18 protein-coding genes are annotated in these 22,357 nt (G+C 66.4%); 5 read left to right on the top strand and 13 right to left on the bottom strand.

All coding sequences use genetic code 11. From position 1 onward, the window contains the following. Positions 1-23 precede the first annotated feature (23 nt). Genes ACODTJ_RS07225 through ACODTJ_RS07210 form a run of 4 tightly spaced genes read right to left on the bottom strand, consistent with a single transcriptional unit; the run spans position 24 to position 3,614 of the window. Entirely contained in the window at positions 24-1,373 is a 1,350-nt protein-coding gene (locus tag ACODTJ_RS07225) for a porin (RefSeq protein ID WP_488848006.1), read from the bottom strand. 12 nt (positions 1,374-1,385) lie between these two features. Continuing rightward, positions 1,386-2,411: an amino acid ABC transporter substrate-binding protein gene (locus tag ACODTJ_RS07220; RefSeq protein ID WP_454654907.1), complete on the bottom strand. Its 1,026-nt coding sequence runs from the start codon at positions 2,409-2,411 to the stop codon at positions 1,386-1,388. 44 nt (positions 2,412-2,455) lie between these two features. Then, complete coding sequence (locus ACODTJ_RS07215; RefSeq protein WP_454654908.1) at positions 2,456-3,091, bottom strand: L,D-transpeptidase; 636 nt, start codon at positions 3,089-3,091, stop codon at positions 2,456-2,458. Positions 3,092-3,107: 16 nt separating this feature from the next. Further along, complete coding sequence (locus ACODTJ_RS07210) at positions 3,108-3,614, bottom strand: hypothetical protein (RefSeq protein WP_454654910.1); 507 nt, start codon at positions 3,612-3,614, stop codon at positions 3,108-3,110. A 989-nt stretch (positions 3,615-4,603) separates the two neighbouring features. Between ACODTJ_RS07210 and ACODTJ_RS07205 the strand changes: the two genes are divergently transcribed. The 4 genes from ACODTJ_RS07205 (at position 4,604) to ACODTJ_RS07190 (ending at position 10,967) form a co-directional block, all read left to right on the top strand. Then, positions 4,604-5,866: a ShlB/FhaC/HecB family hemolysin secretion/activation protein gene (locus ACODTJ_RS07205; protein ID WP_454658933.1), complete on the top strand. Its 1,263-nt coding sequence runs from the start codon at positions 4,604-4,606 to the stop codon at positions 5,864-5,866. A 109-nt stretch (positions 5,867-5,975) separates the two neighbouring features. Beyond that, on the top strand, positions 5,976-6,164 hold the full coding sequence (locus ACODTJ_RS07200) for a hypothetical protein (RefSeq protein ID WP_454654911.1): 189 nt from the start codon (positions 5,976-5,978) through the stop codon (positions 6,162-6,164). A 112-nt stretch (positions 6,165-6,276) separates the two neighbouring features. After that, positions 6,277-10,563, top strand: a complete 4,287-nt coding sequence (locus ACODTJ_RS07195; protein WP_454654912.1) for a beta strand repeat-containing protein — start codon at positions 6,277-6,279, stop codon at positions 10,561-10,563. Continuing rightward, complete coding sequence (locus ACODTJ_RS07190; protein ID WP_488848001.1) at positions 10,560-10,967, top strand: MBG domain-containing protein; 408 nt, start codon at positions 10,560-10,562, stop codon at positions 10,965-10,967. The genes ACODTJ_RS07195 and ACODTJ_RS07190 overlap by 4 nt, the downstream gene beginning before the upstream one ends. Positions 10,968-11,582: 615 nt before the next feature. Here ACODTJ_RS07190 and ACODTJ_RS07185 read toward each other — a convergent pair. Genes ACODTJ_RS07185 through ACODTJ_RS07175 form a run of 3 tightly spaced genes read right to left on the bottom strand, consistent with a single transcriptional unit; the run spans position 11,583 to position 14,846 of the window. After that, a complete protein-coding gene (locus ACODTJ_RS07185; RefSeq protein WP_454654914.1) occupies positions 11,583-12,203 on the bottom strand; it encodes a cupin domain-containing protein in 621 nt (206 codons plus the stop codon). Between the two features lie 34 nt (positions 12,204-12,237). Then, on the bottom strand, positions 12,238-13,113 hold the full coding sequence (locus tag ACODTJ_RS07180) for an alpha/beta hydrolase (RefSeq protein WP_488847999.1): 876 nt from the start codon (positions 13,111-13,113) through the stop codon (positions 12,238-12,240). A 32-nt stretch (positions 13,114-13,145) separates the two neighbouring features. Then, positions 13,146-14,846: a thiamine pyrophosphate-binding protein gene (locus ACODTJ_RS07175; RefSeq protein WP_454654918.1), complete on the bottom strand. Its 1,701-nt coding sequence runs from the start codon at positions 14,844-14,846 to the stop codon at positions 13,146-13,148. A gap of 166 nt (positions 14,847-15,012) precedes the next feature. Between ACODTJ_RS07175 and ACODTJ_RS07170 the strand changes: the two genes are divergently transcribed. Continuing rightward, positions 15,013-15,732 carry a FadR/GntR family transcriptional regulator gene (locus ACODTJ_RS07170; RefSeq protein WP_488847996.1) on the top strand — a complete coding sequence of 240 codons (720 nt, stop codon included), beginning with the start codon at positions 15,013-15,015 and terminating at the stop codon, positions 15,730-15,732. A gap of 114 nt (positions 15,733-15,846) precedes the next feature. On the opposite strand, the gene ACODTJ_RS07165 is transcribed toward ACODTJ_RS07170, so the two are convergent. The 6 genes from ACODTJ_RS07165 to ACODTJ_RS07140 all read right to left on the bottom strand — a co-directional run bounded on the left by ACODTJ_RS07165 (position 15,847) and on the right by ACODTJ_RS07140 (position 22,025). Continuing rightward, positions 15,847-16,626 carry an ABC transporter permease gene (locus ACODTJ_RS07165; RefSeq protein ID WP_454654921.1) on the bottom strand — a complete coding sequence of 260 codons (780 nt, stop codon included), beginning with the start codon at positions 16,624-16,626 and terminating at the stop codon, positions 15,847-15,849. Positions 16,627-16,714: 88 nt separating this feature from the next. Beyond that, positions 16,715-17,659, bottom strand: coding sequence for an ABC transporter permease (locus tag ACODTJ_RS07160; protein WP_454654922.1), 945 nt, complete (start codon positions 17,657-17,659; stop codon positions 16,715-16,717). A 90-nt stretch (positions 17,660-17,749) separates the two neighbouring features. Continuing rightward, the gene (locus tag ACODTJ_RS07155; protein ID WP_454654924.1) at positions 17,750-19,342 is read right to left on the bottom strand and encodes an ABC transporter substrate-binding protein; all 1,593 of its coding nucleotides are present in this window, start codon (positions 19,340-19,342) and stop codon (positions 17,750-17,752) included. Positions 19,343-19,430: 88 nt separating this feature from the next. Further along, positions 19,431-19,889: a RidA family protein gene (locus ACODTJ_RS07150; RefSeq protein ID WP_454654926.1), complete on the bottom strand. Its 459-nt coding sequence runs from the start codon at positions 19,887-19,889 to the stop codon at positions 19,431-19,433. After that, positions 19,886-20,875: an NAD-dependent epimerase/dehydratase family protein gene (locus tag ACODTJ_RS07145; RefSeq protein ID WP_488847990.1), complete on the bottom strand. Its 990-nt coding sequence runs from the start codon at positions 20,873-20,875 to the stop codon at positions 19,886-19,888. The genes ACODTJ_RS07150 and ACODTJ_RS07145 overlap by 4 nt, the downstream gene beginning before the upstream one ends. Before the next feature lie 16 nt (positions 20,876-20,891). Continuing rightward, positions 20,892-22,025, bottom strand: coding sequence for a mandelate racemase/muconate lactonizing enzyme family protein (locus tag ACODTJ_RS07140; RefSeq protein WP_488847988.1), 1,134 nt, complete (start codon positions 22,023-22,025; stop codon positions 20,892-20,894). Positions 22,026-22,357 lie beyond the last annotated feature (332 nt).

The following is a 22,357-nucleotide window of genomic DNA, read 5'->3' as shown; positions in this document are numbered from 1 at the left end:
GCATTGGCGCTGCAACGCGGCGGCTAGAAGGTCCGCTCCACGAAGAGCTGCGCCGAGCTCTGCCGGCCGGAGAGGCTCGTTGCACGTGCGTTGCCGGCGAGTTCGAGCTTCTGCCACGCCAGTGAACCCTCGAGACCGAGGCGCAACCCGTCGATCGGTGTCCAGATCAGGTTGGCCGCCACGCGGTCGATCTGGATCCGGCCCGTCAACCCGGACGGATTCGGAACCGAAAGCCGGTATCGGCTGACATAGGCGTTGGTCGACCATTCATCGGTCCATTCGCGCCCGAGCGCGACCACGCCGGACCAGCCGCGTGTCGTCGGATCACCGGCCAGGACCGAAAAGGCCGTGCGCTGGTCGAGCTTCGAGCCGAGATAGGGAGCTGCGTTCACGGCACCTGCGATCTGGGCCGTCAGGGTCAGCGGCCGGTCGAGGACCTTCCTCTCCCAGGTCGCGCCGAGAATCGCAGCGCGGCCGACGCGATACGAGCCGCTGGCGCCCTGCACATCCCGCACGGCGACGCCCCCGTGCAGCGTCAGCCCGTCCTGCTTATAGAGAAGACGTATGACGCCGTCGGGGAGGCGCTTTCCCGTCGGCGGCAGCACCGTGCGCCGGTCCGCGTCGACGTCTTCGAGCGAAAGCGACAGACCGAGCTCATCGGTCAATTGCCGCTCGTAGCCGATCAGCGCGACGGTGCGGTTCGGAATCCGCCCGAGGAAGGCGAAATCGTCGCCGGTCCAGAAGTCGAAGCGCGAGCTCGCAAGCCCGAAGGCGAATGCCCCGAACGTCACGCTGGCCTCACTCATCGTGAGTTCGCTGCTTTCGCTGGTCGCGTCCACCGAGAACTCGAAGGCGGTCGCGAGGTACCGGCCTTCCGCCAGCATTTGCCCGGTCTCGATCCGGAAGGTCGTGCTCAGAGGGGAGCTCAGGGCATTTTGCGGCACCAGCCCGGTCAACCGCGCGGGATCACTCGCCCTGTAGCCGTCGTGCTGGAGGCCGACATTGACCGTGCCGGATACCGCGATGCAGGTGCCGGTGCCCGGCGAGATGAAGCCGCGGGGGCTTTCATCATCCTCATCGTCGTCCTCATCCTCGTCGTCGTCCTCGTCGTCGCTTGCCGCTGCGGGTTTCGGGGCGGCTGGCCGGGAAAAAAACGGTGCTGGATCGGGTGGGGTGATCGTGCAGCTGCGCAGGAACTGTGGAGGCTTGCTCGCGGCTTGCGCGGAAGGGCATGCGAGCGCGGCGATGCAGAGGGCGGTCAGCGCGACGGAGCCACGCGCACCGATGACGGGGGCCGGAACGGACATCCGGGCCAGCATCGAGGCCGGCGATATGCCATGGTCGTCGAGCGCTGTGCGTTTCCCGATGGCCATGGCGTCCGCGGTTTAGCGCAGGGGCGGTGCGTAGAGGACGCCGCCCATGTTCCAGAGCTGGTTCAGGCCGCGAGGGATGCCGAGCTTCGAGCCGGTGCCGAGGTTGCGCTCGTAGATCTCGGCATAGTTGCCGCCGGCCTTGACGGCGCGGACCGCCCAGTCGGCATCGAGGCCGAGCGCCTTGCCGAAGCCGCCCTCCGCCCCCGTGAAGCGGCGCACGTCCGGCTTTGCCGATTTCATGGCCTCGTCGAGATTGGCCCTGGCGATGCCGAGCTCCTCGGCATTCACCAGCGCGAAGTTCACCCATTTCATCACGGTAAACCAGGCGAAGTCGTCGCTGCGCACGACCGGGCCGAGCGGCTCCTTCGAGATCACGTCCGGCAGCACGGTCGCCTCGGCCGGCTTCGCCAGCTTGAGACGTTCGCCGTGCAGCGCCGACTGATCGCGGGTCAGCACGTCGCATTGCCCGGACTGGAAGGCGGACAGACTCTCCGCTGCGCTCGGAAAAGCCTTCTCCTCATAGGTCATGGAATTGGCCCGGAAGAAATCGGCGAGATTGAGCTGGGTCGTGGTGCCGGCCTCGACGCAGATCTTCGCCTTGTCGAGTGCGAGCGCGTTGTCGACGCCGAGCGAGCGCTTCACCAGGAACCCTTGCCCGTCGTGATAGGTGATGCCGGCGAAGGCGAGCCCGAGCTCCGCTTCGCGCCCGAGCGTCCAGGTCGAGTTGCGCGCGAGGAGATCGACCTTGCCGCCCTTCAGCGCTTCGAAGCGCTGGCTGGCCGAGAGTGGGGTGAAGGCGACCTTGTCCGCGTCGCCGAGGATCGCTGCGGCGGCGGCACGGCAGAAATCGACATCGAAGCCGCTCCACCTGCCCTGAGCGTCCTTGTCCGAGAAGCCCACCACGCCCTCGCTGACGCCGCATTGGAGGGCGCCGCGCTGCTTCACGGCGTCAAGTGTTCCGGCGCCCGCCGGAAAGGCGAAGCCGAAGACGGCGGCTAGGCCGAGACCACCAAGGCGAATCCAGGAGGCTTTAGACATGTCTGTCAGTCCCTTTTGCAGATCGTCGGGGGCGGTCGGGCGAGTTACAGCGTGGCCTTGTGGCGGATGATCACCTTGGTCCCGAGCGGAACGCGCTCGTAGAGATCGGCGATGTCACCGTTTGCGAGCCGGAAGCAACCCGACGAGATCGCCTCGCCGATCGTCTCGGGCTGGTTGGTCCCGTGGATACGGAAGACGGTGGAGCCGAGATAGAGCGCGCGCGCGCCCATCGGATTTCCGGGGCCGCCCGCCATGAAGCGGGGCAGATAAGGCTGGCGCTGCAGCATCTCCGGCGGCGGGCGCCAATCCGGCCATTCCGCCTTGCGGCTGACCGTGACCTGCCCGGACCAGGTGAAGCCTTCGCGCCCGACGCCGATGCCATAGCGCAGCGCGCGACCATTGCCCTGGACCACATAGAGGAAGCGCTCGGCCGAATGGATCACCACAGTGCCCGGCGCCTCGCTCGAACGGAACAGCACCATCTGGCGGGCATAGGGGCCTTCGGTAATGCTGACCTCTTCCGTCGAGACGCGGCCGGGTTCGTCGCCGACCTCCATCGTCTCCTGGGTCGCCGCCGGCGGGCGCGGTTGGGCCATGGTCGCTCCCGGCGCGGCGAGCAGCGGCAGCAGGCCGAGACCAGAGAGCAGGAGGCCGCGCAGGGTGTGATCGATGGTGCTCATGTCCCGTTCACTCCGGTCAGCCGCAGCGGATGTAGATGAAGGTGCCGTAGCGCCGATGCGCATCGGCATCGACGAACCGCATCACGAGTTCCCTCGGCTTCACCGAAAGCAGTTCGCGATCCTGCGGGTCGCCGGCCGGTGCTTCGAAGCCGACATAGGTCTTGCCGCCGGCTCCCGCCTTCAACCGGAGCTCGTAGGCCTTGGGGTCGTCAGCGACATGCATCATGACGCCGTCGCCGGGACCCTTGGCGATCGTATAGGGCTGGCCGCATTGCGCCTTCGCTTCCGTTTCGGTGCGCTTGCGGTCCTTCTCCGTGTGGAAGGAGGCGATGCCCCAGCGCCCGATCAGGGCATCGCGCGAGAGACCTGCCGGGGCGGGCGCGCTCGGCGCGACGGCTGCCGATGACGGTAAGCTCTCGCCACCGCCGCAAGCGGCTAAAATCAGGGGCAGCACAAGGCCGCAAGCCAGGACGCCGGACGAAAAGTCTTTCCCATGCCGGGGGCTGCCGGGTCTCTGTCTCATCTTCCATCCTCGCAAGTTCCGGCATCGTTGCCGACCGTGAAGCCTCGGGAGCGCCAGACCGTGTCCGTCTGGCCTCGAAGGCGCGATCGGAACCCCCGTAGGACATCCGCAAATGAGATCGTGATCAAGCCCCTTCGTTCAGATGGTTCGGCGGCGTCTCAGTCGCGCCGGAAGCGGGAAGGTGCAGCGAAAGACACGGGGCCCCTCGGAAGCCGGACGGTGTCCGCGCACAGCAGCGCGCTTCGAAGGTACTGAAATGTGTGCCGCAAGCCAGCCGGACCTCGCTGGATCCTATCGCCGCGGCAAAGGATAGGGGCGGCTAGCTGGCTATGGAACGCCGGGGCTGGCGCGCCTTTCTCGGAGAGGATGGACAGCGCCTGCACGAGGCCCGCGCAGGCGCATCGTCGGCGGACCGGGCGCACAGCACGGCGCGAGCTGCTCGATTGCGACCGGCGGCGGAATTCGGATGACAGTCTTCGGCGGTATTGGGAAGATCTCATAATCTATCTTGCCGTAATTTGATGATGAAATATAATGTATGTCGATCTAATATTAAATGCTGCGCCGTAGCGTGCTTGCTATTTTTATGACATGGAGTTTTGTGAAATATAACTACTTTCTGCCCCATGCTGTTGAGCGTTAATACGACGTTTCTATCGGAATAGACTCGGTGGATACATTTTATTATGTCAGATTTTTATCTGGCGTCGTTAGGGTAGCTTTGGCGGGTCGATTCGAATCACTATGGCTTTGGGGGCCGGTTGATGAGATTCGCCACTTCCGGCTGGCCGGAGGCATGTACAGTTTTGGGTCGGGGCGTTCGCGGCCGCGGCTTCTTCAGTCGTAAGCATTTCGCCTCGGCCCTCATCGTGCTCCTGCCGATGACCCTGCCGTCATTGGTTGTTGCGCAGATTGCTCCGAGTCAGGTCACGCCGGAGACTTTGCGCCCTTCGACGCTGGGTGCAGGAGGCGGCATTGCTTTGCCGGCAATGCCGGAGCTGCGGGCGCCGACAGGTGCGGAGCGGCTTCATGTCAGGGTCGGACGCGTCGCTGTCGAGGGGGGCTTCCCCGGCCTCGCGGAGGCGACGCGGGCCTTGCTGCCGCGTGTCGAGGGGCGGCGGGTCAGCGTCGCGGACATCTATGCTTTCGCCAATGCGGTCGAGCAGGTCTATGCGGCTGCGGGCTATGTCCTGGCCCGCGTCGTCCTGCCGCCGCAGCATCTGCGCGACGGCGGCCCGATCCGCCTGCTGGTGATCGACGGCCAGATCGAAGCCGTGGACGTTTCGGGTGTTCCCGAGCGGGTTCGTGCTGTCGTCGCGGGCCGAACGGCGAGCCTCGTCGGGGTGCCGCGCCTGACGCTCGCCGAGATCGAGCGCCGCCTGCTGATCGCCGGCGACACACCGGGCGTCCGGCTGAAGAGCACGCTGATGCGCGGCCAGCGTGACGGTGGAACGCGGCTCGTGCTGGAAGGCACGCACCGCCTGCTGAGCGGCAGCATCGGTCTCGACAACCGGCTCGATGCCAGTTTCGGCCGCTGGCAGCTCAACGGCAATTTCGCGCTGAACAGCCCCTTCGGCTTCGGCGAGCAGTTTTACGGTGCGGTCGGTTCCGGCACCGATCTCGGGCAGGCTTTCGGCGCCGAGGCCAGGCTCCGGCTGTTCGGTGGCGGTGCCGTCATTCCGCTGGGCTCCGATGGCTGGACCATCAACCCGGAATACACCCATAGCCAGACGCAGCCGACCCCGCTGCCGGGAGCTCCCGCGACCCGGGGGACATTCGAGCGCCTGGCCCTGCGCAGTTCCTATCCGCTGATCCGCACGCGCACGCAGGCCTTGAATGTCGACGTTTCGCTGGAAGCCATTCGGCAGCGCACCGAGGCTCTGGGTTTCGGGGTCGACCTGAGCCGCTATCGCTACGCGGTGCTGAGAGCCGGGGCGACCTATGGGGCGGCATTCCCCTGGGGCATGACGACCCAGGCGAATGCGACCTATTCGCAAGGTCTCGGCGGACGCGACCGGGCCGATGTGGCGGCATCCCTTGTTCCGCTGTCGCGTTTCGGTGGCGACCCTGATTTCTCCAAGCTCGCGGCAAGTGTGCGCGTCGTCCAGTCGCTGCCTTGGGAGATGCAGTTCGATCTGACCGCCAGGGCGCAGTGGGCGTTCAACCAGCCGATGCTGAGCTCGGAGCAGTTCTCTCTCGACGGCCTCGATCAGGTTTCCGCTTTCGCGGCCGGGACGTTCAACGTTGATTAAGGCGCGACATTGCGGGGCGAATTGGGGCGCTCGTTCGGTGTCTCCCAGGACGGCTGGGGCGCGACGCTGACGCCTTACCTCTTCGCCAGCGGTGGGCGGCGAGATCTTGATGCCGACCGCTGTCGAGCGTGCCTGGATCAGCGCGGCGGCGTTGGGTGTCGGCCTGCGCATCGCCGGGGACGTCGCCGACGGCGCAGTGAAGCCGATCATCAGCGCGGAGGTTGGGCGCAGCTTCTCCACCGTCGCAGGCGAGCGCGAAGGCTGGCGCGGCAATCTGGCGGTGTCGGTGCGGTTCTGAGCGCAGCGCCCGATCGGGCGCCGCGACAAGGTTTTCGGGAATAGGCGTCCGGCGGGGCGTGGGGGAGATCGTGGTGGGTGTCTCGGGCATTCGTCGCGTGGGGGCAGGACAGATGACGATCAAGACTGCGAATCGGTGCAACAGGCTGAGGCTGGCTCCGGCGACGACGGCCGCCCTGCTGGCCTCGACGGCTCTGGTCTCCGCGCAAACCGCCCTGCCGACGGGTGGCCAGGTCGCCGCCGGTTCGGTCACGATCAGCGCATCCGGCCCCGCGATGACGGTGACCCAGGGGTCCCAGCGGGCGATCGTCAACTGGCAGGGCTTCTCCGTCGGCCAGCCGAACAGCGTGCATTTCGCCCAGCCCTCGGCGTCCTCGGCGATCCTGAACCGCGTGACCGGATCGGCGTCCTCCACGATCGCCGGGCAGATCACAGGCAATGGTCAGGTTTTCCTCGTCAATCCGAACGGCATCGCCATCACCGCAACCGGGACGGTCAAGGTCGGCGGCGGCTTCGTCGCCTCGACGCTGGGTATCGAGGACCGGGATTTCATGGCCGGGCGCCTGCAATTCAATGGCGGATCGGCCCCGGCAGCGGTGTCGAATGACGGTGCGATCACCGCTGGTTCGGGCGGCTTCGTCGGGTTGCTCGGCGGCGTGGTCTCCAACGGTGGCACGATCAGCGTCCCGCTTGGCCGCGTCGGCCTCGGTGCGGCGGCACAGGCGACGCTCGATCCGACCGGCGACGGTTTTCTGCAGGTCGCCGTGCCATCAGGCACGACCACTGCCGACGGCAAGGCGTTGATCGATGTGTCCGGCAAGGTCTCCGCTTATGGCGGCCGGGTCGAGATCAAGGCGGCGACCGCGCAGGCCGCGGTGCGCGACGCGATCAACGTGTCCGGCAAGGTTTCGGCCAGCTCGATTTCCGGCCGCAACGGCTCCGTCGTGTTGGGCGGCGGCGATGGCGGCACCGTGCGCATCGCGGGCCGCGTTTCCGCCTCGGGACGTGACGGCGCCGGCCGGGTCGCAATCTCCGGCCGCGTCGTCGAGGTCGCCAAGGGAGCCTCCGTCAAGGCGCGCAGTGAGCAGGGCCAGGGCGGATCGCTCGCGCTCAAGGGCGATATCGTCAACAACAGCGGCACGGTCGACGCCTCCGGCGCGAGCGGCGGCGCGATCGACGTCGCCGGGATCAGCATCGGCAGCTACGGCGTCTGGAACCTCCAGGGCGCGTCCGGTGCGGGCGGCGCCTTCACGGCCCGTGGCGCCCAGAGCTATGTCGAGACGACGTCCGGCATGGTCCTGGCGTCGGGCGCGACCGGCGGCGGCAGCATCGCCATCGATGCGCCCAATCTCTTCTCCTCCGGCCGCCAGGATGCCTCGTCCTCGGCCGGGCGCGGCGGCAAGGTCACCCTGACCGGCCAGCGCCTCGCGCTGGTGGCCGCGAGCATCGACGCCAGCGGCGCGACCGGCGGCGGCGCCGTGCGCATCGGCGGCGACTATCAGGGCGGCGGCACGCTGGCGCATGCCGCGACGACGACGATCAGCCCCGCGACGACGATCCGGGCTGACGCGACCCAGGCCGGCAACGGCGGCAGCGTCGTTGTCTGGTCCAGCGCAAAGACTGATTTCTACGGCGCGATCAGCGCGCGCGGCGGACAGGCCGGCGGCAATGGCGGGCTGGTCGAGGTCTCCTCGAAGGGCGATCTGGTGTTCGGCGGCTCGGCCGCGGTCAATGCGCCGCTGGGCACGAGCGGCACCGTCCTGCTCGACCCCAAGAACATCGTCATCGACGACGCGACGGGGAAATATCCGCAGTATCAGCTCATTGATCCCTTACAGGGTGCCGGCAACAACCAGTTCGGTTCGAACGTCGCCCAGCTTCAGGGCGTCGGCAAGACCGTCGTCACGGCCCACGGCACCGCGATCGGCGGGCAGAACGGGGCCGGAGCGGTCTATCTCTACGACACCGTCACGGGCGCGCTGATCTCGACGCTGACCGGAACGTCTGCGAACAATTTCGTCGGCAATGGCGGCATCACGACTCTGAGCAACGGCAATTACGTCATCCGCTCGGCCAATTGGACCGGCAACACGGGCGCGGTGACCTGGGGGAGCGGGGCGACGGGCGTATCGGGGGCGGTCTCGTCGTCGAACAGCCTCGTCGGCTCGACGGCAGGCGACAATGTCGGCATTCAACCCGTTATCGCGCTGAGCAATGGCAACTATGTCGTCCGCACCCCAACATGGGGCGGCAACAAGGGCGCGGTGACCTGGGGCAATGGCGCGACGGGCGCCACTGTCGGAGTGGTCTCGTCATCGAACAGCCTCATCGCTTCGACCAACGGCAGCTCCCTCGGCTTCAGGACGGCCGGCGACACGAACGACGTCTTCATCGCAAGCTCCGCGAACGATTCGACATCCGGCCGTGTCTATGTCGGCCTCGGTGATCTCAACGCGCTGACCTTCGACCGCGTCATGGCGCAGGACGTGACGATCCGCAGCGATGCGATCACGCGCCAGCTCAATGCGGGCTCGGCCCTGACCCTGCAAGCCTCCAACGACATCACCGTCAACAGCGCGATCACCGCGAATAATCCGGCGGGCAATGGCGGCCATCTCACTTTGCAGGCCGGACGCAGCATTCTCGTCAACGCGGCGATCACCACAGACAACGGCAACCTGACGCTGATCGGCAACGACCGCCTCGCCAATGGCGTCGTCGATGCCCAGCGCGATGCCGGGGCAGCCGTGATCACGCTGGGAGCGGCAGTCGATGCGGGCACCGGAACGGTCGATGTCCAGCTGCGGGACGGCGCCGGCAAGACCAACACGGCTGCGGGCGCCATCACGCTCGGCACGGTCACGGCCGGCAAGGTCAGCGCCGTGAACAGCTCGGCCAGCGGCGGCCTGACGCTCGACGGAACCGTGACCGCCAGCGGCACCGGCGATGCCGTCGTCCTCGCCTCCAACGGCGCCTTCACCAACAATGCCGGCGCCGGGGCCTTGTCGCTCACCGGCGGCGGGCGCTGGCTGGTCTATTCCGACGCTCCGGCTACGGCGAGCTTCGGCAATCTCGACAGCGGCCAACGGGCGATCTGGAACGCCTCCTATGCCACCCTGGCGCCCGGCAGCGTGGCGCAGACCGGCAACCGCTATCTCTTCGCCTACCGGCCGACGCTGACCTATACCTCGACGGATCTCGCCAAGACCTATGGCGACGACGCCGCCGCTTCCCTCGCTTCGGCCTATACCGTGTCGGGCCTCAACGCCGGTGTCGCTAATGCGTATCTCGGCGATACGCTCGGCAGCGTCGTTTCCGGTTCGGCGAGCGTGATCTCGACCGGCGCATCCGCCGCGGCGGGCGTGGCCGGATCATCCTATGCGATCACGGTCGCGCAAGGGTCGCTGAGTGCGAGCACGGGTTATGCTCTCGCCTTCAACAGCGCGGGCCTGCTGACGGTGACGCCGCGCGCGGTCACGGTGACGGCCTCTTCCGGGCAGGGCAAAGTCTACGGCAATGTCGATCCGACCCTGACCTATGCGGTCACGGCCGGCAGTCTGGTCGGAGCCGATACGCTCTCCGGTTCGCTCGGCCGCGCGGCCGGTGAGAATGTCGGCAACTACGCGATCAATCGGGGTACGCTGGCGAACCCCAACTATGCGGTGAGCTTTGTCGGCTCGAATTTCGGGATCACGCCGCGGGCTGTGACGGTCTCCGCGACGGCCGGCCAGAGCAAGGTCTACGGCAATGTCGATCCCGCGCTGGCCTACACGGTGACGGCGGGCAGCCTGCTGGGCGGCGACAGCCTCTCCGGTTCGCTCGGCCGCGCGGCCGGCGAGAATGTCGGCAATTACGCGATCAACCAGGGCACGCTGGCAAACCCGAACTATGCGGTGAGCTTTGTCGGCTCGAATTTCGGGATCACGCCGCGCGCGGTGACGGTCTCTGCGACGGCCGGCCAGAGCAAGACCTATGGCGATGCCGATCCGACGCTGGCCTATACGGTGACGGCCGGCAGCCTGGCCTTCGCCGACAGCTTCTCCGGTTCGCTCAGCCGTGCAGCCGGTGAGAATGTCGGCAATTATGCGATCAACCAGGGCTCGTTGGCTCTGAATGCGAACTACACGCTGAGCTATGCCGGTTCGAATTTCGGGATCACACCGCGCGCTGTGACGGTCTCCGCGACGGCCGGACAGGGCAAGGTCTATGGCAATGCCGACGCCGCGCTGGCCTATACGGTAACGGCCGGTAACCTCGTTGGAGCGGATGCTTTCTCCGGTGCATTGAGCCGCGCGGCCGGCGAAAACGTCGGTAACTACGCGATCAACCAGGGCTCGCTGGCGCTGAACGCGAACTATACGCTGAGCTATGCCGGTTCGAATTTCGGGATCACGCCATGATCGGTGACGGTCTCGGCGACGGCTGGCACGGCAAGACCTATGGTGATGTTGATACGGCGCTGACCTATTCGATGACGGCTGGCAGCCTTGTCGGAGCGGATACCTTCTCCGGCGCGCTGAGCCGTGCGGCCGGCGAGAACGTCGGCACTTATGCGATCGGTCAGGGCTCGCTCACGCTTGGCGCGAACTATGCGGTGAGCTTTGTCGGCTCGAATTTCGGGATCACGCCGCGGGCGGTGACGGTCTCCGCGGCGGCCAGCCAGGGCAAGGTCTATGGTGATGCCGATGCCGCGCTGGCCTACAGCCTCACTGCTGGCAACCTGGTGGGAGCGGATACGCGATGCGATCGTCGAACGCCTGCGCTCTCTCGGCGCATTCGAGGTCATCGTGATCAAGGCGAATGAAGAGCGCGTTATGGCGCTGCAGGCGCTCATATGCCTCGCTGCGGAGGGACAGGGGCGATAGCCGTCAGGTCCGTCGTCAGAATGATTGGTACAGGTCGCGGCGTTGATTGGCGGAGTGTGGGCCTCATCTTTTGAGGGATGCTATTCGGCAAGCTTACGGTGCTGCAGGCGCCGTGGCTGCGCTGGTGAATGATGCGAGGCCTCGGCCTAACTGTCGTTTCCAAGAAGGTTGTTCAGTCTTTGCCAGGGGCTGATGTGGCCGATGCCGGCGTGAGGTCTGCAGAGATTGTAGCGGTCGATCCAGGGCTGGATGCCTGTCCAAGGCTCGGCAGGATTTCGGTGTAGGCCAGGCGCGAGCACCTCCCGCGCCTTCGCCCGCGGCAGACCATAGGCCAATGCCGGGTCTTTCTCGGGAATTCGCGTGCCCGGGCTGAGGGCGGGCGAGGAAATCCGCTTGCGCATGTCGGCGATGGCACCCTCGACAGTCGCCGCCTTTCGCGGCGATGGCGCGCGGAGTGGGGCGGCAACGGGCTTGGAGATGGCGCATCCCCGGCCTTGCCCGACGATGGTCCCGCCATCACTATTTGGCCCGGTCACCGCACCGTGTTCCCGCCGTCAGATTTTCCGTTCTCCCAGGATCTGGATTCGCGCGGCCCGAGGCTTTGCCGCATCGACGGGCGAAGCCGCCACGAACGAACTCACCCCGCCGGCCAGCTCCGACGGCAGCAACATCACCCGCACGAAGGAATTGTCGCCACCGCTGACATTGGTGCCGACGACGTCCTCGCGGCCACTTTCGAACCAGGCCTGGCCCGGCCCGATCCGATCGAAATGCCCACCGACCTCGGCGTGAAGCAACCCGCTCACGAGCCGGCGGATTCCTGGGCCGCGATGCCGGTGTGCCGGCGTCTGGGCACCTGCTGCCGAGCCGACCCGGTCGATGCGCAGAATGAGCTCGCCCTCGGGCGCGGTAGCGATGCGGGACAGGATCGGCTGCAGGCCCTCCTCGCGGCGCAACCTCGCTTCCGCGGGGCCGAGCTCGAAAAGCCAGGCACAGCCGGAGGTCGAAAGCGCCTCCCCGGCGAGGGCAAAGGCCGCGCCGTCCTCGGCAACGCGTTCATCCACCACGACGGCCTCGCCCTGCCGGGCGAAGATGGCCGACACGGTGTCCGGTTGCATCCGGATGACGGCGTCGGAGCAAAGTTCATAGGCGGTCATTCTGAAGAGACGGCTCATGGTCTGCAGTTCCTCCCGTGCCTCGCCAAGTACCTCAGTCCCGTCTGCGCAGGGCCTGGCCAAGGATCGCATTCGAGATCGGTCCCTCGCCTTCGACGAGGTCGTTCAGAATGTCGAAATGCCCCCAGCGCGGCAGGACATGAACCTCAGGGTTCGCGCCGCTGCGGTGCAGGTGATGGGCGTAGCGATAGGTCTGGTCGATCCAGAGCCAGGGCTCGAGGCCTCCGACGAACAGGTTCGCGGGGCAACCGACCTGCACTGGACGGCGCTCGACATCGCGGCGCCGCGCCACGTCCTCGGTCAGGCGAACCTCGGCGTTGACGCTGGTGCCAATGACGGGGCGGGGGTCGTAGATGCCGCTGATGAGCACCGCGCCAACGATCGAGCCCGGATCGACGCCCTCTGCCGACCAGTCATGCGCAAGGCATTCGGCAACAAGGTGGGCGCCGGCGGAATGGCCGGACAGGCTGATGCGGCCCGGATCGCCGCCGAACCGCGCGATCTCGCGGCTCACCCAACCCAGCGCCGCGAGCGCGGACTCGGCGACGCCATTAAGGGTCGATCCTGGGCAGAGCTCGTAATTGACGACGACGGTCGTGACCCCTGCCGCGACGAGCGGTGCGGCAACGCAGGCAAAATTCTGCTTGTCCTGTGCGCGCCAATAACCGCCGTGGAAGAAGACATGGGCAGGGGCCTTGCCGTCCCCCGCCGCAGGATAGATGTCGAGCTTTCGCAGGGGATGATCGCCATAGGGCAGATCGGCATGGCGCAGCAGCTTCGACAGCGCCGCAGCGTTGATCGGGGCGCGCGCGGCCTGCGCATCCTTGAAGTTCGGAAATGCGGCCTGCGGATTGTACTGGAACTCGTGTTCCTCGGGGCTGAGCCCAGCCCAAATCGGATCGTTCGACATGTTTCCCTCAAAACCGGACCGGGTCGATCGCCTCACGCGACCGGCGCCAGGCGCTCCAAGGACGCGCTGCGCAGCTTCGACAACGTGCTGCGCACCGACAATGCCTCGGGGTCGGTCACCAGCTCGATCAGCGCACTGCTCGCAGCCTGGCGCGCGCGCTCCAGCGCCGCCTCGAAATCCGCGGTCTGCTCGACCCGCTCGGCGTGCAGGCCATAGGCGCGCGCCAATGTCACGAAATCCGGATTGACCAGCGCCGTGCCGCTGACCCGGGTCGGGTAATGACGCTCCTGATGCATGCGGATCGTGCCGTACATGCCGTTATTGACCACGATGAAGAGGATCTTCAGGTCGTATTGCACGGCCGTCGCCAGCTCCTGCCCATTCATCATGAAGCAACCGTCGCCGGCCACCGACACCACCTCGCGTTCCGGGAAGGCGAGCTTCGCCGCGACGGCCGCCGGCACGCCGTAGCCCATCGCGCCGGAGGTCGGCGCCAGCTGTGTCCGATAGCTGTCGAACGGCCAGTGGCGGTGGAGCCAGCCGGTGTAGTTCCCGGCGCCCGAACACATGATCGTCTCGTTCGGCAGCGCCGCCCTGAGCTGCGCGACGACCTCGCCCAGATTCACCGCACCCGGCTGCGGTGACGGCGCGAGGCTGGCCTCGTAGTCTGCCCGGCAGGCGGCGGTCCAGGCGGCCCAGGCCGGCTCCGCCGTCGGTTCGCAGGCGGCGAGCGCCGCCACCACGCTGCCCGCGGCCGCATGGATCGGCAGGTCGGCCTGGTAGACGCGGCCGAGCTCGTTCGCATCGGAATGGGCGTGGACGAGGACCTTGCCCAGCGGGCGCGGCGGTACCAGCAGCGTGTATCCCGCCGTCGTCATCTCGCCGAGACGCGGCCCGAGGACGAGAAGCAGGTCCGCTTCGGCGAGACGCCTGGCAAGGCTCGGCTCGGCGCCGATGCCGAAATGACCGACGAAGCACGGCTCCCGGTTCGGGAGATAGTCCTGGCAGCGCAGCGATACCGCCACCGGCAGCTGGTTGCGGCTGGCGAAGCTGACCAGATCCCGGCCCGCCTGCTCGGTCCAGCCACCGCCGCCGGCGATCACCATCGGCTTCCGCGCCTTCGCGAGCAGCGACATCACCTGCTCGATCTGGTCCGGATGGGCCGCGGATGCGACGGCATCGGCGCGGCGGCCGAGATCGAGATCGGCCTCGACGACCTCGGCGAGCATATCCTCCGGAAGGGCGAGCACCACCGGGCCGGGCCTCCCGGCCATCGCCGTCTGAAAGGCGCGATGAAGGTATTCGGGAATGCGGGACGCGTCCTCGATCTGCGCGGCCCATTTGGCCAAGGGTGCGAACATGGCCCGGAAGTCGACCTCCTGGAAGCCTTCCCGGTCCGAGAAGTCCCGGCCGACCTGGCCGATGAACAGGATCATCGGTGTCGAATCCTGGAAGGCGGTGTGGACGCCGATCGAGGCGTTGGTCGCGCCGGGCCCGCGCGTGACGAAGCAGATGCCCGGGCGCCCCGTCAGCTTGCCATGCGCCTCCGCCATATTGGCCGCGCCGCCCTCCTGCCGGCACACGACGAGGTCGATCTCGTCGCGGACATCGTGGAGGGCATCGAGGACCGAGATGTAGCTCTCACCGGGGACGCAGAAGACCCGGTCGGCGGCCTGCAACCTCAGACAGTCGACCAGGATCTGCGCTCCTGTCCGTCCCTCTGGCTGACCCATGGCAGAATCCTCACGTTCATATCGGCTGCATTGGTTTAAACCAATCTTACCCAAATGCAACCAATGATCCGCCGGAGCGTGCAAGCCGCTGCCGTTCAGGACTTTTGAACATCGAGTTCGAATGATGTATCGATAATCTCATTGGCGGAACCAAATCAGACCAAACATGATCGACAATCTGGCGAGACAACCGGATCAGACCAGCCCGCGGCTCAAATCGGACTCCGATAGCGATGCCATCTACCAGAGCCTGAGAAGCTCGATCGTCGAGGGGCAGCTGCGCACCGGCACGCGCCTGCCGACGGAGCGCGCCCTGGCGACGCGCTTCGGCGCGGCGCGCAACACCGTGCGCAAGACCATGAACCAGCTGGCCGACGAAGGGTTGATCATCCGGCATGTCGGGCGCGGCACCTTCGTCGCGCGCAGCAAGGAGAAGGAAGCCGGGGAGCGCTCCGCGCAGCCCGAATTCAGCCTGGGCGAATTGCTCGAGGCCCGTCTCATGTTCGAACCGACGCTGGCGGAGCTGGTCGCGGAACGGGCCAGCGAGCAGGATCTTGCCGCGCTCTCCGCCTATCTCGAGGCACTGCGCAACGCCGTCAGCTGGAACGAGTTCAAGGAAGCCAAGTACGCGCTGCATCTGGCAATAGTCCGCGCCTCCCATAACGGCTTCCTGATTTCGGTGTTCGAGCGGATCATCGAATCGCGGCGCAGGTCCGGCTGGGGCCGCCCGGGCGGGCATCCGCTGCCGATCAGCGCCGTCCGCGAAGCGGCGGCGCGGGACAACGCGCGGATCGTCGAGGCGCTGCAGAAGCGCGACGCGGCCAAGGCACGCGAGCTGATCAGCACCTATCTGCTGCGGACCCTGATGTCGGTCAGCGAAAGCTGAGCGGGACCGGCCCTGGATCGTCGGACTGAGCATCGTGTTCGGTCCGACGATCCAGGTCCTTGGTCTTGCATCGGCTCTTCGCGAAAACCGCGCTCGGCTTTTCGGTCCGATGTCCTAGCGCCGGTCCATCCGCCGCTGCAGGCCGCGGCCGACGAGCATCAGCGCGAGCGCCGTGATTAGGATCGCCAGCCCGGGAAAGGCCGACATCCAGGGTGCCAGCAGGATGTAGTCCTTGCCCTGCTGCAGGATGGCGCCCCAGTCCGGTGTTGGCGGCTGCACGCCGAGCCCGAGGAAGCCCAGTGCCGACTGGATCTGCAGCACCAGCGGGAACAGGACCATGCACTGGACGAGGATCACCGGCAGCACGTTCCGGGCGATGTGCCGCAGGAGGATGCGTCCTTGCGACAACCCCATGCTGCGGGCCGCCTCAACATAGATCATTCCGGCTTCGGCCATGGCGCCCGAGCGGGCGATCCGGAAGAACAGCGGCACATAGACCACGGTGAGCGCGAAGATCAGATTCGTGGTCTTCGGCCCCAATATGCCGGTGACCATCACGCCGAAGATGATCGGCGGGAAGCTGAGAACCACATCGATCAGCCGGCCGAACAGCATGTCGATCCGCCCGCCGACGAAGCCGGACAGCAGGCCGAGTGCACCGCCGATCAAGGCCGCCAGGACCAGCGCGGAAGCGCATATCGAAAGCGTGATGCGGGCGCCGTAAACGACCCGCGCGAGGACGTCGCGACCGACATCGTCGGTGCCGAAGAGATGCGTCGCGGACGGCGCCTCCATGGCCCGGTCGACATTCACCGCCAAGGGCGAATGACCGGCGAACAGGCCCGGGAACAAGACGACGAGCAACACGAAGCCCGAGAGAACCAGTCCGATCAACAGGTCCGGTTCATGCCGCAGCCGGCGTGCATGCTTCGCGACACGCTGGCGAAAGGTGGGATCGACAGATGAGGCGTTCATCGGAGACCTAACTCAGCCGGACCCGCGGATCGATGATCCGGTAGGAGAGATCGACTACGAGATTGACGAGCATGGCGATGACGACGACGACGAGAAGCCCTGCCTGCAGCACGGGATAGTCGCGGGTCTCGATCGAGGACAGCAGAAGCCGGCCTAGCCCGGGCAAGGCGAACAGGCTTTCGATGATCACCGCGCCGCCGAGGATCTGAATCAGGATCAGGCCCATGAAGGTGACGAGCGGAATGCCGATATTGCGGAGCAGGTGCCGGAAGAAGACCGTCCGGGTCGACAGGCCCTTGGCGACGGCGGTGCGGACATAGTCCTGTCCCAGCGCCGAAACGATGCTCTGTCGAACGAACTGGCTGTAGGCGGCCGCCTGCAGCAGGGCCAGGCTCAGCACCGGCAAGGCGATGATCGACAGGTTTTCGCTGACCGATTCATGCAGCGGCACATACATCAGCGGCGGCGACCAATCGAAGCTCGAGGACATGCCGACGAGCAGCATCAGCCCGATCCAGAAGACCGGAGCCGCGAGCCCGAGCAGGTTGAAGGCCTGCACGATCCGGTCGGGCGCTCGCCCCTCGTAGATCGCCGCGAGAATCCCGAGCGGCACCCCGATCGCCGTGGCGAGGACGAGCGTGGCGGCGGCCAGCTGGATCGTGACGCCGAGCGCCGAGCCGACCATGCCCATGACCGGTTGGCCGCGCGTCCAGCTCGTGCCGAAATCGCCTGCGAGAACCCGCCCGAGCCAGCTGGCATATTGCCGCCAGACCGGCTGGTCGAGGCCGAAGAACTCACGCAGGGCCTTCGCGGCGACGGGATCGCTCGTCTGACCGAGCATCTGTCCGACGACGTCACCGGGGACGGATCGCACCAGGAGAAAGACCACGATCGAAGCGAGCAGCGCCGTCACCGCCGACGCGGCTAATCGTTTTGCAATGTAGACGCCCATAGAAATCCGCGTTTCTTGGATCTGGCGGCGCGGCCGACCGGCAGCCGCGCCAAGAATGGCCCCCGAGCGCTCGGGGGCCGTGTGGGTGGTTCAGGAGATCCAGGTGCGGGCCAGGCCGTAATACCAGCCCGTCGGATGCTGGTCGTAGTTCTGCACCTTCTGGCCGCGGACCACGACGTGATCGGCCGAGAACAGCATGATGGTCGGTACGCTTTCGGCCATGACCTGCTGGTAGCGCACATAGATGTCGCGCCGCTTGGCCGGGTCGCTCTCGACCCGCCCCTCGTCGAGCAGCTTGCTCGCCGCGTCGTTCTTCCAGTTCCGGAAGTCCGCGCCCTCCGGCGCCTTGTGGAAGTGCCGGTAGAACAGCAGGTTCGGATCGGGGACCGTGGCCCAGTCGTTGAACGTGAACCCCATCTGCTTCGACTGGAAGTTCTTCACCCAGACGCCGAGCTCGACGCGCTGGATAGCCAGCCGGATCCCGATCTTTCCGAGCTGCTCGCGCAGGATCACGCCGGCGGCGTCCATCCAGTCATAGCCGATGATCGTCGTCAGGGTGAGATCGAAGCCGTCCGGATGCCCGGCTTCGGCCAGCAGCTTTTTGGCGGCGGCAATGTCGACCTTCTGGTTCGCCAGCTTGTCGGCCGGCGCCCCCCAGCTGTCCTGCATGCCGGCGACCATCGTCCCGATCACGTTACCGAGGCCGCCGATCGAGGCTCGCATGATCTCGTCCTTGTCGACCGCGAGCGCGATGGCGCGCCGGACCCGTTCGTCGTCGAGCGGCTTCAGCTCGGCGCCGAGGTCGATCGCCTTCTGGTTGAAGGAAGGCTTCCTCTCGACGGTCAGCCCCGCGACGCCCTCGACCTGCTTCACATCCTGAGGCCGGGCTAGGGTCGCGATGTCGATCCGTTTGTTGCGCAGGCCGACCAGCAGGCTCGCGGCATTCGGCACGAAGATGAAGTTGATCCGGTCCAGATAGGGCACTCCGGGTTCCCAGTAATCCGGATTGCGCACCAGCGTCGCATTGCTGTTCGGCTTGAACTCCGAGAGTTTGAACGGCCCGGTTCCGACGCTCGCCTGGTTCAGCTTGGTCTTGGCTTCGGGATCGTCGAAATACCCGGCCGGAACGACGCCGCCATATTTGTTGCCGAGCGTCATCGGCAGAGCCGCGTTCGGCGCCGAGATCGTGATCCTGACGGTGGCATCATCCACCGCCTCGACGGCCGTGATCATCGCGAAGTCGCCGGCACCCGGCGAGCCGTTCTTCGGGTTCCTGATGTAGTTGTAGCTATAGGCGACGTCCTTTGCCGTCATCGGCTGGCCGGTGTGAAACTTGACGCCCTTGCGCAACCGCACCGTGTAAATGAGCCGGTCGCCGGAGAGATCGAAGCCCTCGGCCAGGAGCGGCATCGCCGTGCCGTCGGGGCTCTCGTAGAACAGGCCTTGGTAAATCAGTACGGTCAGGCGGATGCGGGCGTCCGCCGCCTGATGGAACGGATCGAGGCCGGGCGGCTCGACGAGCAGGCCCATATTCAGCGTGCCACCGGTCTTGGCGCCCGTCGGCTTCGGCCCGTAGAGCTCGGCCGCACCGGCGGGGCCGATCACGGCAGCGGCGACGGCCAGACCGCCAAAGGCCAGGAAGGTCCGGCGGTCGACCGCGCCTGGGATGTCGAAACGCGTCACTGTTGTTCTCCCTCACCGGGCTCCGGTTCGGATCGTTGAATCCAGGGGAAGGCCGGGCGCCCGTTGGCCGGCTCCCCCTTCCGCAAGATCAGTCGCGGTAGGCGACGACCAGTTCGATCTCGACGCTCGCATCGCGCGGCAACTCCGCCACGCCGACGGCGGAACGCGCATGGCGGCCAGCTTCGCCCAGAATCTCGCCCAGCAGATCCGAAGCTGCGTCGAGGACTTTCGGCTGGTCGTTGAAGCCGGCGGCCGATGCGACGAAGCCAGTGACCTTGAGCACGCGCTCGATTCGGTCGAGCGATCCCAGAGCCTGCCTGAGGCAGGCCAATCCCTGGAGGATGCAGATGCGGGCCTCGCCCCGCGCGGCCTCCAGGGAGATCTCCCCTCCCGCCTTGCCGCGGACCCGGATCTCGCCGTCGACTTTGGGCAGCTGGCCGGCGACATAGGCGACACCCCGATGCAGGGTGACCGGCACATAGTTGAAGGAAGGGGACGCCGCCTCGGGCAATGCGATGCCGAGTTCGACGAGACGCTGTTCGATCATCGTGCTGCTCCCGAATGTCCAGCGAGAAGGTCGTCCACGAGCCCGCCGAGATCATAGCGGGGTGCAAACCCGGTCTCGGCGACGAACCGGCGGCCGTCCATCAACGGCAGCAGCAGGGCGGGCTCGATCCGCTCGACCGCGATATCCGCCTCCGGATGACGCACCCTGACGGCCGCGACGAGATCGCTGATGCTCGCCTCAAAGCCCTTCACATTATACGCCACAGGCACGGGGCCACGGTGCATCAGCGCCGCCAGCATCGCCTCGGCGGCATCGACGACATGCATCAGATCGACGGCGTGATCATGGAAGGTGACGCGCGCCGGCCGGCCTTCGCGCGCCGCGGCGAAGACTTCGGCGATGGCGCTGGCTGCGCCCTGATACCAGAGCCCCGGGCCAAGGATGAGCGGCAGCCGCATGCTGACGACCTCGACCCCATAGCGCCGCGTCATGAAGGCCGAGAGTTCCTCGGCGAGATGCTTGGTCAGGCCGTAGACGGTGGTCGGCGCCGAGGCGTCGGTCTCGTCGACATGGCTGCGCGCATAGGCCGATGTCGGTCCGTAGACGACGCTGGATCCGGCCCAGACGACGCGCGTCACGCCAGCACGGCAGGCTGCCTCGACGAGCTTTCCGTGCCCCGCGACATTGACCTCGAAAGCAGCGTCGGACTCGGCCTCGCCGGCGCGCATCAATCCCTGCCTGCCGACGCTGTGCGCAACGCATGAGATCGCCTGCGAGGGCTTGAACGCCGCAAACGCAGCCTCGAGCGCATCGCGATCGCTGATCGAGCCCTCGAAAACGGCGTAACGCCCCGCGATATCGGCCAGCCGGTCCTCAGCCATCGCCGGGCCGAACAGCACTGGCCGGTATCCGTCCCGGACCAGCGCCCGGACGATGTGCGACCCCACGAAGCCCTGCCCACCGGCGACCAGAACATTCTGCGCGGGTTCTGCAGCTAAGCGCTCTGCGGACAGGCCTTCCTCCATCACAGCGCTCCCCGATTCAGCCGACGACATGGCGTTCCACCGCGTTCCAGTCGATCGTGATGCCGAGACCCGGCTCGTCAGGCACGGCGATGGTCCCGCCGCTCTGCCGGAGCGGGTTGACCAGGATGGCATCGCGCAATGGATTGTCGCCGAGATCGTATTCGACCAGCGTCGGCCGTGGAATGTTGCTGGCGTGCGGATAGACAGGGAGGGAGGCAACGAAATGGACCGCGGCGGCGAGGCCGACGCCCGTTCCCCAGACATGGGGCGACAGGCGGATATGCTCCATCGAGGCCAGCTGGGCGATCTGCTTGCCCTGCCAGAAGCCACCGCAGAGCGACAGATCGGGCTGGACGACGTCGACGGCGTGCCGATCGATCAATCGCTTGAAGTCGAATGCGGTGTAGAGCGCCTCGCCGGTCGCGATCGGAACCGGACTCCAGCGCTGCAGCAGCTCGTAGCCGGCCAGATCCTGTGGCGCCAGCGGCTCCTCGATCCAGCCGATCTTGTAGGGCGCGAGCCGCGCGATGCTTTCCCGGGCCAAGTCCAGCGTATAGTTGGAGTTGATGTCAACCATGATTTCGACGTCCGGCCCGAGAACGCGCCGGGCGATCGAGACCCGCTCCTCATCATTGTCGGGCGAAACGCCGATCTTGATCTTGACCGCGCGATGGCCAGCCTTCGCCATCGCTTCGATCTGCGGCTCGAAATCGCGCGCGCTGTTCTCGGTCAGATAGCCACCGGAAGCGTAGATCTGGACCGTCGCTGACTGCTTGCCGCCGATCAGCCGATGAACCGGGAGGCCAAGCAACTTTCCGGCGGCGTCCTTTGCCGCCATGTCGATGCCGGAAATGCTCCAGGTCATCGGCCCCTGCACCCCGAAATGATAGTGCCTGGCCAGCATCGAGGCGAAGGCATGCTCGATGTCGTGCACATTTGTGCCGACCAGATAGCTCTTCAGCAAGGGCAGCATCGCGATGTTGACCTGCGGCATGCCCCAGCACTCGCCGACACCTTCGATTCCGTTTGCAAGCTTGAGCTGAACCAATGTCGTCGCGCGGGCCGTCGCCAGCGACTTCGACATGCCATAGGCTTTTCCCGACGGGATGGGCGCCTGCAGCGGGATGAACGTGACATCGTCGATTAACATGCAGGTCCTCGTCAGCGCTCAGCCAATGCCGATCAATTCGATCCAATGTTGAACCAATTAAGTTGGAAGCGCAACCGTTCTCGGCCGAGCCAATCGGCGAACATTCTCTGATTTTTGCACGCCTCCCGGCCTGCCGATATCTAGCTTCGTCGATTGCGCGTCGCCGCAAAACATCGCCCGTGCGGGCCCGTTCGCCATACGGCGCAGGCTGACTCGCGGGCTGATTGTGTTTCGGCGTGCAAGTTTGACCCCATGAGGCGGGGGATCGGCGTCCAAGTTTGACCCCCTTGAGCCGGTTTCGGTGAGACTGTCCGTCCTGGTTTCGGATGGGC

This window comes from Allobosea sp. FG18 (genome assembly GCF_057809495.1).
Note: the sequence above shows the minus strand (reverse complement) of the source record. Positions and strands in the feature narration are given on the sequence as shown.

Coding starts and splice junctions, on each gene's coding strand:
- ACODTJ_RS07225 (WP_488848006.1), bottom strand. CDS start 1,373: ATGGCCATCGGGAAACGCACAGCGCTCGACGACCATGGCATATCGCCG.
- ACODTJ_RS07220 (WP_454654907.1), bottom strand. CDS start 2,411: ATGTCTAAAGCCTCCTGGATTCGCCTTGGTGGTCTCGGCCTAGCCGCC.
- ACODTJ_RS07215 (WP_454654908.1), bottom strand. CDS start 3,091: ATGAGCACCATCGATCACACCCTGCGCGGCCTCCTGCTCTCTGGTCTC.
- ACODTJ_RS07210 (WP_454654910.1), bottom strand. CDS start 3,614: ATGAGACAGAGACCCGGCAGCCCCCGGCATGGGAAAGACTTTTCGTCC.
- ACODTJ_RS07205 (WP_454658933.1), top strand. CDS start 4,604: ATGCCGGAGCTGCGGGCGCCGACAGGTGCGGAGCGGCTTCATGTCAGG.
- ACODTJ_RS07200 (WP_454654911.1), top strand. CDS start 5,976: ATGCCGACCGCTGTCGAGCGTGCCTGGATCAGCGCGGCGGCGTTGGGT.
- ACODTJ_RS07195 (WP_454654912.1), top strand. CDS start 6,277: ATGACGATCAAGACTGCGAATCGGTGCAACAGGCTGAGGCTGGCTCCG.
- ACODTJ_RS07190 (WP_488848001.1), top strand. CDS start 10,560: ATGATCGGTGACGGTCTCGGCGACGGCTGGCACGGCAAGACCTATGGT.
- ACODTJ_RS07185 (WP_454654914.1), bottom strand. CDS start 12,203: ATGAGCCGTCTCTTCAGAATGACCGCCTATGAACTTTGCTCCGACGCC.
- ACODTJ_RS07180 (WP_488847999.1), bottom strand. CDS start 13,113: ATGTCGAACGATCCGATTTGGGCTGGGCTCAGCCCCGAGGAACACGAG.
- ACODTJ_RS07175 (WP_454654918.1), bottom strand. CDS start 14,846: ATGGGTCAGCCAGAGGGACGGACAGGAGCGCAGATCCTGGTCGACTGT.
- ACODTJ_RS07170 (WP_488847996.1), top strand. CDS start 15,013: ATGATCGACAATCTGGCGAGACAACCGGATCAGACCAGCCCGCGGCTC.
- ACODTJ_RS07160 (WP_454654922.1), bottom strand. CDS start 17,659: ATGGGCGTCTACATTGCAAAACGATTAGCCGCGTCGGCGGTGACGGCG.
- ACODTJ_RS07150 (WP_454654926.1), bottom strand. CDS start 19,889: ATGATCGAACAGCGTCTCGTCGAACTCGGCATCGCATTGCCCGAGGCG.
- ACODTJ_RS07145 (WP_488847990.1), bottom strand. CDS start 20,875: ATGGAGGAAGGCCTGTCCGCAGAGCGCTTAGCTGCAGAACCCGCGCAG.
- ACODTJ_RS07140 (WP_488847988.1), bottom strand. CDS start 22,025: ATGTTAATCGACGATGTCACGTTCATCCCGCTGCAGGCGCCCATCCCG.